We start from the raw sequence: 16,985 nt of genomic DNA, 5'->3' as shown, positions 1-16,985 counted from the left end.
GTATGAACGTTATGAATATTAAAACGAAACTGATTCTTGGTATCGGAATGCTGGCCGGAATGATTATTTTGTTGGTTACACTTTCAGTAGTGAATCTTCAAATCCTGACAGCGACAGAACCTGATAGTCCCGCTGCCATGCCTGCATTGGAACGTGCATTATTATGGATTTCCATAACGGGAGGAATCTGTATTTTGACCGGACTGATATTGCTTTATTGGCTGCCTCGTTCTATCAGCAAGCCTATTAAAGAGCTGAAAGAGGGAATTCTTGAAATAGCTAATCATAATTATGAGAAGCGTTTGCAAATGGATAATAATGAAGAGTTCCGGGATGTGGCGGATAGTTTTAACCGGATGGCGGAGTGTTTGACCGAATATCGTGCCAGTACTTTGTCGGATATTCTTTCTGCAAAGAAATTTATTGAAGCAATTGTAAACAGTATCGATGATCCGGTGATCGGACTGAATATGGAGCGTGAGATTTTGTTTATCAATGAGGAAGCGCTCAATGTCTTGAATCTGAAACGGGAGAAGGTGATTCGTCAATCGGCGGAGGAACTGGCTTTGAAGAATGACCTGTTGCGGCGGTTGATCCGTGAATTGGTGACGCCAAGTGAGCAGAAGGAACCGTTGAAAATATATGCTGACGATAAAGAGAGTTACTTTAAGGCCTCTTATGTCCCTATCATTAATACGGAGGCTGAAAAAGGGGAACCCCGCAAACTGGGTGATGTTATTTTATTGAAGAATATCACGGAATTTAAGGAACTGGATTCTGCCAAGACTACATTTATTTCGACGATATCTCATGAACTGAAGACTCCGATTGCCGCTATTATGATGAGTCTCCAACTGTTGGAAGATAAGCGTGTCGGTGCATTGAATGATGAACAGGAGCAGTTGTCTAAGAGTATCAAGGAGAACAGCGAGCGTTTGTTGAGTATCACCGGAGAATTGCTTAACATGACCCAGGTGGAAGCGGGAAAACTACAGTTTATGCCGAAGATCACCAAACCGATTGAGTTGATCGAATATGCGATCAAAGCTAATCAGGTGCAAGCGGATAAGTTTAATATCCAGATAGAAGTGGAATATCCGGAAGAGAAAATCGGCAAACTCTTTGTCGACAGTGAAAAGATTGCCTGGGTATTGACGAATCTGCTAAGTAATGCTATCCGTTATTCTAAAGAAAACGGACGTGTGATTATCGGTGCTAAACAGGATGAAAATATGATCGAACTCTATGTTCAGGATTTTGGAAAGGGGATTGATCCGCGTTATCACAAAAGTATCTTCGACCGTTATTTCCGTGTACCCGGAACGAAAGTACAAGGCAGTGGTTTGGGATTATCTATTTCCAAGGATTTTGTGGAAGCTCATGGCGGTACGCTGACGGTAGAGAGCGAATTGGGGAAGGGAAGTCGGTTTGTGATGCGGTTGAAGGCATAGTTTTGAAGGAGTCTATGAAAGAATTGGGTTATTGCTATCTACTTCCTATGTTGTTTTAATTCTTTGTTGAATTGAATACTATAACAGCAAAAAAACGTGACTCTGTTCTGAAACTTTAGAGAATCAATGTATTATAGTCTCTCTAAAAATCTTTATATTTGCAGACCGTTTGGAAACGATAGTGAATAATAAACAATACAATAACTTAAAAAACAACCAAAATCAGATGGAAGCAGGATATGATTGTTATCCTTGACTTGGGTAGTCATGAGAATACGGTATTGGCTCGCGCCATCCGTGCATTAGGAGTTTATAGTGAGATTTATCCTCACGATATCACAGTGGAAGAACTGAAAGCATTGCCCAATGTAAAGGGTATTATTATCAATGGTGGACCGAATAATGTAATTGATGGCGTTGCCATTGATGTAAATCCGGCTATCTATACTTTGGGGATTCCCGTCATGGCTGCAGGTCACGATAAAGCAACTTGCGAAGTGAAGTTGGCAGAATTTACAGATGATATTGAGGCTATAAAGGCAGCAGTGAAATCATTTGTTTTCGATGCTTGCAAAGCTGAAGCTAACTGGAACATGAAGAATTTTGTTAATGACCAGATCGAGTTGATTAGGCGTCAAGTAGGTGATAAGAAAGTTTTGCTGGCTTTGTCGGGCGGAGTTGACAGTTCTGTGGTAGCAGCTTTACTTCTGAAGGCAATTGGTAACAATCTGGTTTGCGTACATGTTAATCATGGTTTGATGCGTAAGGGAGAGTCTGAAGATGTGGTTGAGGTATTCAGCAACCAGTTGAAAGCAAATCTTATTTATGTAGATGTAACCGATCGTTTCCTGAATAAACTGGCAGGTGTGGAAGATCCGGAACAGAAACGTAAAATTATTGGTGGTGAGTTTATTCGTGTGTTCGAAGAAGAAGCACGTAAGCTGAATGGTATTGACTTCTTGGGTCAAGGTACTATTTATCCGGATATTGTGGAAAGTGGAACGAAAACAGCTAAAATGGTGAAGTCTCATCATAATGTAGGTGGTTTGCCCGAAGATTTAAAATTCCAACTTGTAGAACCATTGCGCCAATTATTTAAAGATGAAGTTCGTGCTTGTGGTTTGGAGCTAGGTTTACCTTATGAAATGGTTTACCGTCAACCGTTCCCTGGACCTGGTTTGGGCGTACGTTGTTTGGGTGCTATTACACGTGATCGTTTGGAGGCAGTACGTGAATCCGATGCCATTCTGCGTGAAGAGTTCCAACTTGCCGGACTGGATAAAAAAGTATGGCAATACTTTACCGTAGTGCCTGATTTTAAATCCGTGGGGGTACGTGACAATGCTCGTTCTTTTGATTGGCCGGTTATTATTCGTGCTGTCAATACGGTAGATGCTATGACGGCTACTATTGAGCCGATTGATTGGCCTATCCTGATGAAGATAACAGACCGCATTCTGAAAGAAGTGAAGAATGTAAATCGCGTTTGTTATGATATGTCGCCGAAACCTAATGCGACTATAGAGTGGGAATAAAATAAAATTGAATAGCTCCGAAAGTTGGATGGATAACTTTCGGAGTATTTGTTATATTTTGCCCAGAAGGATAGAAGTCACCAATAAATATATGTTTTTCTCCTTTCCTTTATTTCATTTTGATATTGTTAAGATATTGGATAACCTTTTCTCGTATTGTTACTTATTTTGATTGTAAACATTGTCTTTACATTATCTCTTCATATGGTTGCTATGGTTTATAGGATAAGTAGGAATCTTTGTTGGTGAATTAATTCTTTCTATTCTATAGGATGGTGATAGTTGGTATGCCGTATAATTCTGAGTATATCACGTCACTATTTTTTTTTATGCTAGTCAGAATTCTTGTAAGCATCCGATAAAGTACCCGTTTTCTCTGTCATATTTTCATAGCACCTTTGCCTGTGCAATATTGCATGAACTTCTAACATATTTTCATTATGACAAAAGAACAATTTACCTCTTTACAGGAACTGCATCGTTTAAGCGGTCTGAGTCTTCTGAAATTTCTGCAACGTGAACATGTCAGTTACTCCACGTACAATTATTGGAAACGTAAATCTTCCAGTGTTCCCGATCACGAGACATCTGCTCCCCAATCAGTCTTAGCCCCCATCAGCCTGACGTCCCCCCTGTATTGCTTCCTCCTCTTCTGTTTCCGGAATGACCCTGTTGTTTCCTAATGGCGTCCGTGCCCATTTGGGTGCCGGTATGGAAGAGGCCGCTTCCCGTTTGATTAACCAATACGCCTGTTGCCATGTTCTGCCTGAATGATACGATGCGGTATTTTCTCTGCCCCGGCAGGACTGATATGCGCAAGGGTATCAGTTCTCTCTGCGGTGTGGTACACGAGCGTATGGGCTGCAGTGTCAGGAACGGTGATGTATTCATCTTCATTGGCAGCAGCCGTAAATTGATGAAGCTTCTCCATGCCGAGGATGGCGGTCTGGTGATGTATGTCAAGCGCCTTGAAGCCGGTCATTTCAAGATTCCCGAATATGACGAGAAATCGCGCAGCTATCCGATGGAATGGCGCGATCTTGTCATTATGGTGGAAGGAATCCGTGAATCTCCCGGGCAGCGTTTGAGACGTCTGAGGGCGGAACGAAATGTATATACTGTATAAAAATAGATGTCGTATTCCTTGTCTGTCCGGGATATATTTTGTACATTTATAGTGTAATTAAAAGAAACGGATTATGACTCAGGAAGAGATGCTTTCACAGATGAACTCAATGCTGCAGTCCCTGCAGCAGGTGAACGCATCCCAGGCTGAGACCATTATCAGGCTTACCCGGCAGAATGAATCCTTACAGAACCGTCTCAATGAGCTGACGGCTCAAGTCGCATGGCTGAACCGCCAGCTTTTCGGTCACAAGTCAGAGAAACTCCCGTCTCTTGATTCCAACCAGCCTGACCTGTTCGGTGACTTTCTTCCTGATAACGCGGCTGAACTGGAAAAAGCGCGTGAAGTAGCGGTGCAGACAATCACAAAAGAAACGGTGGAGAGCAAGAAACGGGAACGGAATAACCGCAGGATAATGGAAGGTCTTCCCGTACTTGAAAGGGTAATCATCGAGCCGGAAGACATTGACCTGGAACTGTACAGGAAGATTGGTGAGGAAGTGACCCGTGTGGTGGAACATAAGCCCGGACAACTTTATATAAAGGAGATTGTACGGCCCAAATATGCCCTTAAAGACAACACTTCACTTCCACCGGTCGGCAGAAAAGGAGTGGAGATAGCCGCCATGCCGCTGTTGCCTATATACAAAGGAATAGCGGGACCTACACTTTTGGCGGAGATACTCCTGCAGAAATATGAGTATCATCTTCCCTTCTACCGCCAGGTGAAACAGTTGCATCACCTGGGCTTCAAAGCTAGTGAAAGTACCATAGACGGATGGTTCAAGCCTGCGGTTGAACTTCTCAAGCCACTTTACGAGGTACTCAGGCAGGAAATCATGAAATCCGACTACATACAGGGGGATGAAACGACCGTACCTGTACTGGACAAGGCAGGACATCAGACCAACAAGGAATACTTGTGGATGGTCAGGGCGGTAGTCGAACGACTGGTGCTTTTCCATTATGACAAAGGATCACGGTCAGGTACGGTGATAGGGCAACTGGCTAAAGACTTCAAGGGTTATTTCCAATGTGACGGCTTTGAGGGTTACGAATCGGCTTTCAAGGTCAACCCGAATGTGCGCCTTGTTAACTGCATGGCTCATATACGCAGGTATTTTGAGCAGGCACTTGCTGAAAACAGGCAGATGGCGGAACATGCCTTAAAAGAAATACAGCTTCTATATCGCATAGAACATGACTGTGACCAGAAGCAGCTTACAGAAAATGAACGAATGGGAAAACGTCAGGAACTTGCCGGACCTATTATGGATGCCTTGAAGCTATGGATGGAAACAGAAGGGATAAAATACAGCCCAAACAGCCTGACCGGAAAGGCGATAACCTATGCCTATACCCGCTGGGAGAATATGATGAGGTATCTGCAGGATGGACGTATCCATATTGATAACAATCTGGCGGAAAATGCCATCCGACCAATCACATTGGGTAGAAAGAACTACTTGTTCTGTGGAGACCATCAGGCGGCCGTCAGCATGAGTGTCGTCTGTTCGTTACTGGCTACGTGCAAAGCGCATAAAGTAAATCCGCGCACTTATCTGAATGACGTTATAGCAAGAATGCCATATATGCAGAAGGCAAATTATGAGGAACTGCTACAAATGTTGCCACACAAATGGAAGGAAAAGAATAAAGAATGATGGAGATACAACGATAGATGGCTGCTTACCAGGAAAGGAGATACAGCCATTTTTTATAGTGTACTTTATCGGATGCTTACGAATTCTTACGTTTATTCATTAGTTTATCTTACCCTAAATTGTGTGCGATGATAGTAAAGTACTGGATAGGTTATTTCTCTTACAAGCCGTATTCAAAAAAATAGGTGCTGAGGTGGATTTGAAATATCATAACTATTTTGTTAGATAAAGCCGAAATGTTTGAAAATATTTAATTGGAAATTGGTACTGTTCGCAAGAATAATGATCCTATAAGAGGAGAATGAATATATAAATCTGTATTTGAATTAAGAAAGCATATAGTGGGTTGTGTATGATAGTAAAAGGAAATACTATTTATATCCCTTTCTGCTTGTTGGAGGAGAAGGAATGTAAAATATATGTTTTGGCCAAATAATGCCGAATAATCTAATATGGCTCTTTACGAGAATATAATATTCACATTTTTTCTTCTTATTTTCTCTATACTTTCATTTGAAATTTTATTGTCTGTGATAATTGTTTGTATAAGTGATATTGATCCTAGGTTTGCTAATGAACTAATTCCTACTTTAGAAGAATCTGCAACTAAATATGCTTGGTCGGCAGATTTAATCATGGCAGATTTAACGATTAAATCACTCAAACTAGGATATGTAAGACGCATATCTGAGGAAATTCCAGCAGTAGCTAGAAATAATTTATTAGCATGAATATCTTTAAAAGAATCTGCTGCCATTTTTCCTGTTAGGGACAGTGTTGGTGCCTTAAATTCTCCTCCTGTTACGATAAGGCTAATTCCAGGATTCTCACCGAGTATTAATGCAATGTTTAACGCATTTGTTATAACAGTAAGTTTTTTGTAGTTTATGAGAAGCTTGGCTATTTCAGTGGTGGTTGAGCCAGAGTCTAAAATAATACTGTCTTCTTCATTTATTAATTCTAAAACTTTTAATGCTATTTCTCTTTTTTCTTCTATATGGCTTTGATTAAGTAGTTGTCCTGTTTTTGCAAATGAACCAACATCTTTCAGAAACGCTCCTCCGTGCTCTCTTTGGATATATCCCATGTTTTCTAAGACTTCCAAATCCTGTCGTATAGTTACATCTGTGACTTTAAAGATTTTGCTTAAATCTTGAACTTTTGCATGTCCGTCTTCGCGAATTAAATTTAGTATTTTTACTCTCCTTTGATTTAGTGCCATATTACTTATAGATTATTTTTTATGCGGTATTCTTGAATGCTTTTTATCGATATTATTTTAAGTTGATATTTTTGAGCTAATGCGTATAATTCAGGTAAGCGGGCCATTGAACCATCTTTGTTTAATATTTCAATAAGGGCTCCACCTGCTTTTAGCCCTGCTAATCTTGTCATATCTAGCAATGCTTCTGTATGACCGTTACGTTCTAATACGCCATTTTTCACTCCATAAAGAGGAAAAATGTGTCCAGGGCGTGCTAAATCTGTAGGAGCTATATCTTCTGATACTAATGCGCGTATAGTAGCAGAACGATCGAAGGCAGAGACTCCTGTTGTACATCCATGACCACGTAAATCAACCGACATTGTAAATGGTGTACCTAAAAGAGAGGTATTTTGAGAAGCTATGGGATATAGTTCTAATTCCTCACAGCGAGTGCGAGGTAATGGAGCACAAAGTAAACCTCTGCCGTTGGTTATCATGAAGTTGACTATTTCTGGTGTTATTTTTTCTCCTGCAACGACAAAGTCTCCCTCATTTTCTCTGTCTTCGTCATCTACAATAATTATAATTTTTCCTTGACGAATCATTTCTAATCCTTCTTCAACAGTATTCAGCATGTCTTTTCAATTATTTATTTTTGCAAAATTAATTAAAATCGAAAATAAACGAAAAATTCAATATGCTTTTTAATAATTAATAACCTTGCAATATTCATAATAGTAAACTTCGTATAATAGGATTATCTTATTTTATATTGTTTGGTTCTCTTTTGTTTTCAAGTTAATAAATGTGAATAAAATTACGAATGCTTTCGAATTGCTTTGTTTTATTCTTTTTTATTCTTTTCTTTGTCGAGGAAATAATCTAAAATAGATAATAATATGAAGATAAAAGAACTAAAGTTGCAATCGGAGGAGAATCGAAGACGGTTGATGGAGGTTGTTTATAAGGCAAAGGCAGGACATATTGGAGGTGACCTTTCTTGCTTAAATGTTCTTACAGTTCTCTATTTTGATACGATGAATATTGATTCTAAGACTCCTAAAGCGATTATGAGGGATCGTTTTATTATGAGTAAAGGTCATTGTGTTGAAGCCTTATATGTGACTCTTGAAGCAAAAGGTTTTATATCTCATGATTTGGTAAACTCTCTAGGGAAATTTGGCTCTGTACTTTCGGGGCATCCTACTATAGAAGTTTCTGGTATTGAGGTTAATACTGGAGCTTTGGGACATGGGTTATCTATTGGAGTTGGTATGGCTATTGCGGCAAAAATGGATGGTCATCCCTACAGAACCTTTGTCTTGATGGGGGATGGTGAGCAAGGAGAGGGTTCTATTTATGAAGCTGCTATGGCTGCTAAACAGTATCACTTGGATAATTTGGTGGCAATAATTGATCGTAATGGTTTGCAAATAAGTGGAACTACGGAAGAAGTCATGTCTTTGGAAAGTATTTATCAGCGTTGGAGTGCTTTGGGATGGGATGTAAAAGAAATGAATGGGGATGATATTGGTGATATAGTGGATACGTTTGAAAAGATTGATTATTCAAATCATCAGCCTCACTTACTTATATCTCATACTACTAAAGGAAAAGGTGTGTCCTATATGGAGGGAATTGCTAAATGGCATCATGCAGTGCCTTCAAAAGAACAATACGAAGAGGCTATTCGGGAAATTTCAGATAGAATTGTTGTTTTAGAAAAAGAAATAATATGTTAGCTTGCAGAAAGATATTTACTGAAACCTTACTAGAATTAGCACATCTAGACAAGGATATAGTGGCGGTTACAACTGATGCTCGTGGCTCTGTGACATTAGGGGATTTTGCAAAGGAGTTACCTCAACAATTTGTTGAATGCGGGATAGCAGAGCAAAATGCAGTCGGTATTTCTGCTGGGTTGGCCCATAGCGGAAAAAAAGTATTTGTTTGTGGTCCAGCTTGCTTTTACATAGCTCGTAGTCTTGAACAGGTTAAAGTGGATTTAGCTTATAGTCGTAATAATGTGAAAATATTTGGGGTGAGTGGTGGAGTTGCTTATGGAGCATTAGGTGCTAGTCATCATAGTTTGCATGATATTGCTGTAATGCGTACTTTTCCAGGAATGAATATGGTTCTGCCATGTGATGCACGACAAACTAAGAAACTTGTGAAATTATTAGTTGATTATCCTGAGCCTGTATATATACGAGTTGGACGTGCTGCAGTTCCAGATGTTTATGAAAATGATGATTTTGAATTAACTTTTGGGAAAGCGAATACTTTACTTGAAGGTTCTGATCTGACAATCATCGCAGCAGGTGAGACTGTATATCATGCCTATCAAGCTGGTCTTATGCTACATCAAAAAGGTATACAAGCACGGGTTCTTGACATGGCTTTTATTAAACCCTATGATAGAAATGCTATTTTAAAAGCAGCTGTTGAAACTGGAAGAATTATAACAGTTGAGGAACATAGTCGGTTTGGAGGATTGGGAAGTATTGTCACCGAAACTATTTCGGAAATGCCAGTTCCTGTCCGTATTATAGGAATACCAGATGAGAATGTTATTCATGGACAATCATCGGAAATATTTACTTATTATGGCTTAGATAAAGAAAGCATCTTTAAAACGGCTTTGGATTTTTTAAACGTGCAGTCAAGTATTCTTGATAGACCTATAATATCTGATATTTATGAATCACAAAATAATTGCAATTGATCAAAGTACATCTGCAACGAAGGCAATGCTCTTTAATGAAAAATGTGAGTTGTTGCGGAGGGTGAACATTAGTCATCAACAATATTATCCGAAAGTAGGATGGGTAGAGCATGATCCAGAAGAGATCTATCAAAATGTATTGAGATCAATAACAGAACTAATAAAACAAGAAAAAGAAATATGTAATTATTCTTTAGCTATTACAAATCAGCGTGAAACAGTTGTTGTTTGGAATAAAAAGACTGGTAGACCTATATATAACGCGATAGTTTGGCAATGTTTGCGAGGTACTTCTATCTGTAAAGAATTAAAAGAAAAAGGATATGATAAGCTGGTGCAATATAAAAGCGGTTTGTTATTAGATCCTTATTTCTCTGCGAGTGGTGTTAAATGGATTCTTGATAATGTGGAGAATGCTCGTGAGATGTCAGATAAAGGTGAATTATTATTGGGAACGATTGATTCTTGGTTGATTTGGAAATTAACAGAAGGTCGGGAGCATGTAACAGATTACACCAATGCTTCTAGGACACTGCTTTTTAATATTCATACCTTAAAATGGGATGATGATTTACTTGAACTATTTACAATTCCTCGTAATATGATGCCACGTGTATGCTCCTGTGATTCTATATTTGGAGAGACGACAATAGGAAATCTATTCAATGTCCCCATTCTTATAGCTGGCGTTTTAGGAGATTCTCATGGTGCATTGACTGGTCAGATGTGCTTTGAGGCCGGCTTGGGAAAAGTTACTTATGGAACAGGATCCTCTGTTATGTTAAATATTGGAGAAAAGTTTATCACAGCTCCTAGGGGAGTGGTAACCTCAATAGGTTTTTCTGCTTTAGATAAAATATTTTATGCTTTTGAGGGAAATGTTCATTGTACAGGAGCTACTATAAATTGGTTAGTGGAGGGGTTGAGATTGATAGATTCGCCGGCTGAAATAGAAGAATTTGCATCTATGATGGAAGATACAGCTGGTGTTTATTTGGTTCCTGCATTTGCAGGATTAGGGGGCACCTTGGTGGCAGCCTAAAGCTAAAGCCGTTATTTTAGGTATGACTTTAGGAACGGGTAAAGCACAAATTTTACGTGCTGCACTTGAATCAATAGCTTATCAGATAAAAGATTTGGTGGATATGATGTCTCAAAAGGCGGGCATATCTTTACAAGAATTGCGAGTAGATGGTGGTCCAACTAAAAATCAATTTTTGATGCAATTTCAGGCTGATATGTTGCAGGCTACAATAAGTCGTTCTAATATAGAGGAGGCATCGGCATTAGGGGCTGTTATAATGAACGGCTTAGCTCGTAAAGTTTGGAATAACTTTCAAGAAGTAGCTAACTTGTGTGCTGCTAAAAAATATATATATCCACATATGGATAAAGCAAGAGCTAGAAGTTTCCATAATGGTTGGTGTGAAGCTGTAAAAAATGTTATTTCTATATATAAATAATTTAAATTTGATGCTGTATGAAAATGAAAAACAAAAAGAAAATGTGTTTTGGTGTTATTATTGGAACCCGAGCTTATTTTAATGCAGAATTGGCAAAAGATGTTCGTAAACAATTGTTGACGGTACTTACAAATGAAGGTTATGATTATGTTATTTTACCAGAGGATGCGACTCCTACAGGGAGTAGTAGTATCGAAACACGAGAAGATGGTTTGAAAAGTGCTGCTTTATTTCGTGAAAATCGTGAACGCATTGATGGGATCATAGTTTCATTACCGAATTTTGGCTTTGAAATCGGTATAATTAATGCTATTAGTATAGCAGAATTGAATGTTCCAATTTTAGTACAGGCATGTGATGATGAAAATAATAAAGTCGATTTGGATAGCCGTCGTGATGCCTTTTGTGGAAAAATATCAGTTTGTAACAACTTGTATCAATATGGTATACCTTTTACGGATACAACTTTACACACTTACTCTATTTTCTCTGATTTATTAGCTAAAGATATTAATAAATTTGCTGCAATTTGTCGTGTTGTTAATGGACTTCGACATGCTCGTATTGGAGCTATAGGTGCCCGTCCTGCAGGTTTTCAAACAGTTCGTGCAAGTGAAAAAATTCTTCAAGCTACCGGAATTACTGTTGTTCCAGTTGATTTATCGGAAATATTGGCAGTTGCTAGCAAAATAGAGAATGACAATTCTGCTTTATTGCAAAAAGTAGAAGATATTAAAAAATATGCGTTAGTTCCGCAAGAATATGATGGGAAACTTATACTTCAGGCAAAATTTGGTTTGGCTGTGGAGCAATGGATGGAAGCAAATGCAATCGATGCTGTAGCTATCCAATGTTGGGACTCTTTGGAACAGAATTATGGTTGTGCAGCTTGCGTAACAATGAGTATGCTAGGAGAAAAACTTATTCCGGCAGCTTGTGAAGTCGATATTGCTGGTGCCGTTTCAATGTATGCGTTAACTTTGGCTTCTGGTCGTCAGTCGGCTTTATTAGATTGGAATAATAATTTTGCAGAAGATCGTAATAAATGTGTTTGTACCCATTGTGGTAATTTTCCCAAATCCTTTGTTATGGATAACATTACACTAGGCACTTTAGGTGTATTAGGAAGGACACTTGGAAAAGTAAATACATTTGGAGCTGTTTATGGGAAGGTTAAACAAGGAGAATTTACGTTTTTTCGTATCTCTACTGATGACACTAGAGGATGTATTAAATCATATTTGGGAGAAGGAAAAATTACTGATGATCCTTACGGAATGGATGGGTGTATTGCAGTAACTAAAGTGAATAATTTGCAGACCTTGATGAAATATATTTGCAAGAACGGCTTTGAACATCATGTAGCGATGTGTCGCGGTAATGTAAAGGATATTTTGGAAGAAGCTATTAATAACTATTTGGGATGGGAACTATATATTCATGTATAATAAATGTGATAATCCATGATATTAATTAATAATTATATATTGGCGATTCTCTGTTGTGTTGTTTGTTGTGTCTGTTGGGGGTCGTGGGCGAATACACAGAAAATGGTTGCTACTGATAATAAGTGGAGTTTTGAGTTGTTCTATTGGGACTTAACTATTGGCTTGTTTTTGACAGCCTCGTTAGCTGCACTTACTTTAGGATCTATGGGAAATGAAGGTCGTACTTTCTTACAAGACTTAGAAGTTTTTGATTGGAAAAGTATTAAATATGCATTTTTAGGAGGTGTTGTTTGGAATTTTGGTAATATTTTTTCTGACAGCTGCTATTTCTGTAGCAGGTATGTCTGTGGGATTTCCCATTGGTGGTGGTCTTGCATGGATTGGTGGTATTATTTTCAACTATTTGTTAATAGTTTTTGCAGGTCAAATGTACCCTGGTAATCAAGTATTGTTATGGTTAGGTGTAATAGTTATAATTATAGCTATCTTTATTTGTGGTAAAGCATATGCTAAATTGCCTACAAGCAAAACTAATACACCTAAAATGGGTATATTGCTTGCGATTATAGCTGGTATTGCTATTATGTTCTTTTATGGGTTAGTAGTAAAATCATTGGATCCATTTTATGTTGCAGGAGGCTCTGGTACCCTAACTCCCTACACAGGTATATTTTGTTTTGCAGTTGGTATTTTAGTTACTACACCTATTTTTAATAGCATTGCTATGCGGAATCCTGTAAAAGGTGAAAAAGTAACTATGAAGGAATATTTTGCAGGTAGCGTCAGAACACATTTTATTGGTATATTAGGTGGATTTATTTGGATGGGAGGTATGGTTGTTAGTTTTATGGGAGCTGGAGCTGCCAATCCCGCTATTTCATATGCGTTGAGTAACGCTGCTCCGGTAGTAGCTATGGTATGGGGGGTATTTGTGTGGAAAGAATTCAAGGAAGCACCAAGTGAAATTAACAAGTTGATAGCTGCCATGTTTCTCTTGTTCATTGCAGGATTGATACTTATTACTTTGTCTAACTAAAACATAGGTTGAAACATTTTCGAGATTAATAGAAAAGGAGGAACGAAAAAATCTTTCCTAAGCAGATGAATTTATCTGATATTCTCGGAAATTAAAATATGATTTTATTATGAAAAACAGTTTGAAACATTTTAAAGCGTTTGTATTTATACTATTCTGCTTAAATATACTTTCTTCTGCATTTGCTGTGGAATATATAAATTTTGTAGGAGAAGTATCATCAGTAAATGAGAAAATAAAGGGACAGGTGGTGAGTGACTTGGGAGAACCTTTGATTGGTGCCACAATAGTTCTTAAGAAAACAGGAAAGGGTACAATAACTGACCTTGAAGGTAATTTTTTTATTGATATACCTAAAGGTGAAATTGAATTAGAAGTTTCATATATTGGTTATAAAACCCAAATAGTCAAGGTCAAAGATAGGAAAAAACATAGTTGTCAGGTTACAAGAAGATAATGCGTCTTTGGATGAAGTTGTTGTTATTGGTTATGGAAATATCCGTAGAGAGGCTCTAACAGGCTCTGTTTCTTCCATCAGTGGAAAGACTATATCACAAGTTCCTGTAAGTTCTGTCGCTGAAGCGATGGTTGGTAAACTCGCAGGTGTGCAAATTACTACAGCTGATGGTTCTCCTGATGCTGATATTATGATTAGAGTTCGTGGCGGTGGTTCTATAACTCAAGATAACTCACCATTATATATTGTAGATGGCTTTCCCGTAGATAACTTGAAAGATATTGCTCCTACTGATATTGAATCTATTGATGTGTTGAAGGATGCTTCTTCTACCGCAGTTTATGGTGCTCGAGGAGCTAATGGTGTAGTAAATATAACAACAAAACGAGCAAAAGAAGGGAGGACGTCTATTTCTTTTAATTCTTATGTGACTTTAAGAACACTTTCTAAGAAGTTAGATGTGCTTGACCCTTACGAATTTGTATTACTTCAATATGAATATGCACGTTCCAGATCCTCAGAACCTACTTCTTTTATTGACAGATATGGTGATCCTTCAGAATTTTATATCTATAAGAACTATAGTGGTGACGATTGGCAAGATGAAGTTATGGGAGGTACTTCTTTATCTCAATATTATAATGTTACTATCAGTGGTGCGAGTCCTAAAAATCAATATAACTTGAGTTTTACTCATCAAAATTCACCCGGAATTTTGGCTGGTAATGGTTTGCAAAAAACATTTTTAAATTTTAAGTTGAAGAGCCAATTGTTCAGCTTTTTGTCTTTCGAATATAATACTCGTTTTGTTAATACGAAAACTGATGGTGCAGGAACTGATGGAGTTAGCGTTCTTTCAGCTCTTGAATATGCACCTACACAAGGTTTAACAGATTTTATGCAACTTCCACCTGCTAGTGATGATTATACACCTGAAGAGGAAGAGTATGTAACAAGATATAATCCCCGTGAAAATGTTTATCAAAATTGGAAACAAAAAGGAGGTACTTTGTTTAATACAACAGCTGCGTTGAACTTGACTATTTTAAAAGGACTAACGTTTAGAACGGAATTTGGCATAGATTTTAACAATAGTTATCAGAAACGTTTTTATGGATCTAAGAATTCGAATGCTGATAGATATAGTAATGGTATGCCTTATGTTGAACTGACTAAAGTAGAGTCTCCGAAATATAGGCTTGCTAATATATTAACGTATCAATTTGATTTAAAAAAACAACATCATTTTAATTTAATGTTAGGACAAGAACTTAATAATAGTCAGAGTCTAACAAATTTTATGAGTGCTCGTTACCTCCCTATGAGTATTACGCCTGAAAAAGCGTTTGACAATATGACTTTGGGTGAGGCCTATCAGACAAATAGTTCTAAAAGTACTCCTGAAAGATTAGCTTCATTCTTCGGACGACTTATGTATGATTTTAATAGAAGGTTCTATGCAACTTTTACGATACGCGCTGACGGTTCAACGAAGTTTGCCCCAGGTAATCAATGGGGATATTTTCCAGCTGCTTCATTAGCATGGAGAGTCTCTGAAGAAAGATTTCTGAAAAATACATTTGTTTCCAATCTAAAGGTCAGATTAAGTTCTGGTATTTCAGGAAATAACAGAATAGCGAATGATCTTTGGAAATCAACTTATAAATTAAGTTCCTCGAAAGGTCCAGGATGGAATGAGAGCTATAAATTCGTATTATACATATGGTTCAGATTATTTACCAAACCCTTCCTTGAAATGGGAAAAAACAATCACGAATAATTTAGGTTTTGATTTTGGTTTTTTTAATGAAAAATTAAGTGGTACATTAGATTTATATGTAAATAATACAAAAGATTTGCTTGTGCCATCATCTATTCCTCAGACAACAGGCTTTTCGCAGCAACAGACGAATGTGGGCGAGACTCAAAATAAGGGTATTGAATTGACATTAAATGCCTCATTAGTCAGGACTCGGAATTTTACGTTAGATGCAAATTTTAACGTCGGAATAAATAAAAACAAAATAGTCAAGTTGGCATCTGGAGAAACTTTATGGAAGAAGTCATCAGGTTGGGCTAGTACAGATCAAACTCCATATGAAGATTATTTAGTGGAAGTTGGTAATTCTGTTGGTTTAATGTATGGTTATACAAATGATGGATTTTATCAAGTTGATGATTTTGATTATAATGAAGTCACAAAAGAGTATGTTTTAAAGGAGGGAGTTGTAGATGGTTCGTCATTAGTTACTCCATATCCCGGAGCACCTAAATTTAAAGATGTATATGAAGATGGTACAATAGATGAAAAGGATTTGTCTGTTATAGGCAAGGCTATGCCTAAATTATCAGGAGGATTTGGCTTGAATGCAACATGTAAAGGATTTGATTTTTCTATGTTTTTTAATTATACTATAGGAAATGATGTTTATAATGGAAATAAAATGCATCTAGTTTCTTGGTGGAGAAATAGTTATAATAATTTATCGACGTTAGTTGACAGCAAACATCGTTTCCGATATTTTGATGATGAAGGTAATGATCTGCGAACTAACCCACAGTTACTTAAAGAGTTTAACAAAAATGCAACGATATGGAATCCTACAAAAATGGGATCTGCATATATGATGTCTTATAATGTTGAAGATGGTTCATTTTTTAAGATTAAATACATTAACATTAGGATATACTCTGCCAGTTTATTTTACTAAAAAAATAGGTATCAGTAATCTAAGATTCTATTTTACGGGCTATAATCTTTGGACTCTAACTTCTTATTCTGGTTATGATCCGGAAGTTAATATGATGAATGGTTTAACCCCTGGAATTGATTCCAATAAATATCCAAGAAGTAGAACTTATACATTTGGTGTT

The 16,985-nt window shown here is 37.6% G+C and carries 12 protein-coding genes and 3 pseudogenes; 13 read left to right on the top strand and 2 right to left on the bottom strand.

Annotated elements, in window-relative coordinates:
• Nucleotides 1-11: 11 nt before the first annotated feature.
• The 5 genes from NXX38_RS02030 to tnpC all read left to right on the top strand — a co-directional run bounded on the left by NXX38_RS02030 (nt 12) and on the right by tnpC (nt 5,775).
• Nucleotides 12-1,451, top strand: coding sequence for an ATP-binding protein (locus NXX38_RS02030; protein WP_258978500.1), 1,440 nt, complete (start codon nt 12-14; stop codon nt 1,449-1,451).
• 239 nt (nt 1,452-1,690) lie between these two features.
• On the top strand, nt 1,691-2,986 hold the full coding sequence (gene guaA / locus NXX38_RS02025) for a glutamine-hydrolyzing GMP synthase (protein WP_258978499.1): 1,296 nt from the start codon (nt 1,691-1,693) through the stop codon (nt 2,984-2,986).
• A gap of 440 nt (nt 2,987-3,426) precedes the next feature.
• On the top strand, nt 3,427-3,669 hold the full coding sequence (tnpA, locus tag NXX38_RS02020; protein ID WP_258978498.1) for an IS66 family insertion sequence element accessory protein TnpA: 243 nt from the start codon (nt 3,427-3,429) through the stop codon (nt 3,667-3,669).
• Nucleotides 3,670-3,743: 74 nt separating this feature from the next.
• Complete coding sequence (gene tnpB / locus NXX38_RS02015) at nt 3,744-4,112, top strand: IS66 family insertion sequence element accessory protein TnpB (protein WP_167511782.1); 369 nt, start codon at nt 3,744-3,746, stop codon at nt 4,110-4,112.
• A 73-nt stretch (nt 4,113-4,185) separates the two neighbouring features.
• Nucleotides 4,186-5,775: an IS66 family transposase gene (tnpC, locus tag NXX38_RS02010; protein WP_195650751.1), complete on the top strand. Its 1,590-nt coding sequence runs from the start codon at nt 4,186-4,188 to the stop codon at nt 5,773-5,775.
• A 460-nt stretch (nt 5,776-6,235) separates the two neighbouring features.
• Here tnpC and NXX38_RS02005 read toward each other — a convergent pair whose 3' ends face one another.
• Both NXX38_RS02005 and ribB read right to left on the bottom strand, forming a co-directional pair.
• Nucleotides 6,236-6,997 (bottom strand): DeoR/GlpR family DNA-binding transcription regulator, encoded by a 762-nt coding sequence (locus tag NXX38_RS02005; RefSeq protein ID WP_258978497.1) that lies wholly within the window; start codon nt 6,995-6,997, stop codon nt 6,236-6,238.
• Nucleotides 6,998-7,002: 5 nt separating this feature from the next.
• Nucleotides 7,003-7,617 carry a 3,4-dihydroxy-2-butanone-4-phosphate synthase gene (gene ribB / locus NXX38_RS02000; protein WP_258978496.1) on the bottom strand — a complete coding sequence of 205 codons (615 nt, stop codon included), beginning with the start codon at nt 7,615-7,617 and terminating at the stop codon, nt 7,003-7,005.
• Between the two features lie 264 nt (nt 7,618-7,881).
• Between ribB and NXX38_RS01995 the strand changes: the two genes are divergently transcribed.
• The 8 genes and pseudogenes from NXX38_RS01995 (at nt 7,882) to NXX38_RS01950 (ending at nt 16,822) form a co-directional block, all read left to right on the top strand.
• Nucleotides 7,882-8,724 carry a transketolase gene (locus NXX38_RS01995; protein ID WP_258978495.1) on the top strand — a complete coding sequence of 281 codons (843 nt, stop codon included), beginning with the start codon at nt 7,882-7,884 and terminating at the stop codon, nt 8,722-8,724.
• Nucleotides 8,718-9,635: pseudogene (locus NXX38_RS01990) on the top strand (transketolase family protein); the annotation flags it as partial. The gene NXX38_RS01995 and the pseudogene NXX38_RS01990, both read left to right, overlap by 7 nt.
• A gap of 46 nt (nt 9,636-9,681) precedes the next feature.
• A pseudogene (gene glpK / locus NXX38_RS01985) lies at nt 9,682-11,170 on the top strand (glycerol kinase GlpK).
• A gap of 23 nt (nt 11,171-11,193) precedes the next feature.
• Nucleotides 11,194-12,618: an L-fucose/L-arabinose isomerase family protein gene (locus tag NXX38_RS01975; protein WP_258981848.1), complete on the top strand. Its 1,425-nt coding sequence runs from the start codon at nt 11,194-11,196 to the stop codon at nt 12,616-12,618.
• 15 nt (nt 12,619-12,633) lie between these two features.
• Nucleotides 12,634-13,654, top strand: a pseudogene (locus NXX38_RS01965) (GRP family sugar transporter).
• A gap of 109 nt (nt 13,655-13,763) precedes the next feature.
• A complete protein-coding gene (locus NXX38_RS01960; protein ID WP_258978491.1) occupies nt 13,764-14,111 on the top strand; it encodes a carboxypeptidase-like regulatory domain-containing protein in 348 nt (115 codons plus the stop codon).
• 7 nt (nt 14,112-14,118) lie between these two features.
• A complete protein-coding gene (locus NXX38_RS01955) occupies nt 14,119-15,891 on the top strand; it encodes a SusC/RagA family TonB-linked outer membrane protein (RefSeq protein ID WP_258978490.1) in 1,773 nt (590 codons plus the stop codon).
• Complete coding sequence (locus NXX38_RS01950; protein WP_258978489.1) at nt 15,863-16,822, top strand: TonB-dependent receptor domain-containing protein; 960 nt, start codon at nt 15,863-15,865, stop codon at nt 16,820-16,822. Before NXX38_RS01955 ends, NXX38_RS01950 begins: the two co-directional genes overlap by 29 nt.
• The last annotated feature ends 163 nt before the right edge of the window (nt 16,823-16,985 follow it).

The sequence above is a fragment of the Bacteroides sp. BFG-637 genome, from assembly GCF_024793605.1.
Taxonomy (GTDB): Bacteria; Bacteroidota; Bacteroidia; order Bacteroidales; family Bacteroidaceae; genus Bacteroides; species Bacteroides vicugnae.
Note: the sequence above shows the minus strand (reverse complement) of the source record. Positions and strands in the feature narration are given on the sequence as shown.

Excerpts from the sequence above, each read along its gene's own strand:
- NXX38_RS02030 (WP_258978500.1), top strand. The coding sequence starts at position 12 with ATGAATATTAAAACGAAACTGATTCTTGGTATCGGAATGCTGGCCGGA.
- guaA (WP_258978499.1), top strand. The coding sequence starts at position 1,691 with ATGATTGTTATCCTTGACTTGGGTAGTCATGAGAATACGGTATTGGCT.
- tnpA (WP_258978498.1), top strand. The coding sequence starts at position 3,427 with ATGACAAAAGAACAATTTACCTCTTTACAGGAACTGCATCGTTTAAGC.
- tnpB (WP_167511782.1), top strand. The coding sequence starts at position 3,744 with ATGTTCTGCCTGAATGATACGATGCGGTATTTTCTCTGCCCCGGCAGG.
- tnpC (WP_195650751.1), top strand. The coding sequence starts at position 4,186 with ATGACTCAGGAAGAGATGCTTTCACAGATGAACTCAATGCTGCAGTCC.
- NXX38_RS02005 (WP_258978497.1), bottom strand. The coding sequence starts at position 6,997 with ATGGCACTAAATCAAAGGAGAGTAAAAATACTAAATTTAATTCGCGAA.
- ribB (WP_258978496.1), bottom strand. The coding sequence starts at position 7,617 with ATGCTGAATACTGTTGAAGAAGGATTAGAAATGATTCGTCAAGGAAAA.
- NXX38_RS01995 (WP_258978495.1), top strand. The coding sequence starts at position 7,882 with ATGAAGATAAAAGAACTAAAGTTGCAATCGGAGGAGAATCGAAGACGG.
- NXX38_RS01975 (WP_258981848.1), top strand. The coding sequence starts at position 11,194 with ATGAAAAACAAAAAGAAAATGTGTTTTGGTGTTATTATTGGAACCCGA.
- NXX38_RS01960 (WP_258978491.1), top strand. The coding sequence starts at position 13,764 with ATGAAAAACAGTTTGAAACATTTTAAAGCGTTTGTATTTATACTATTC.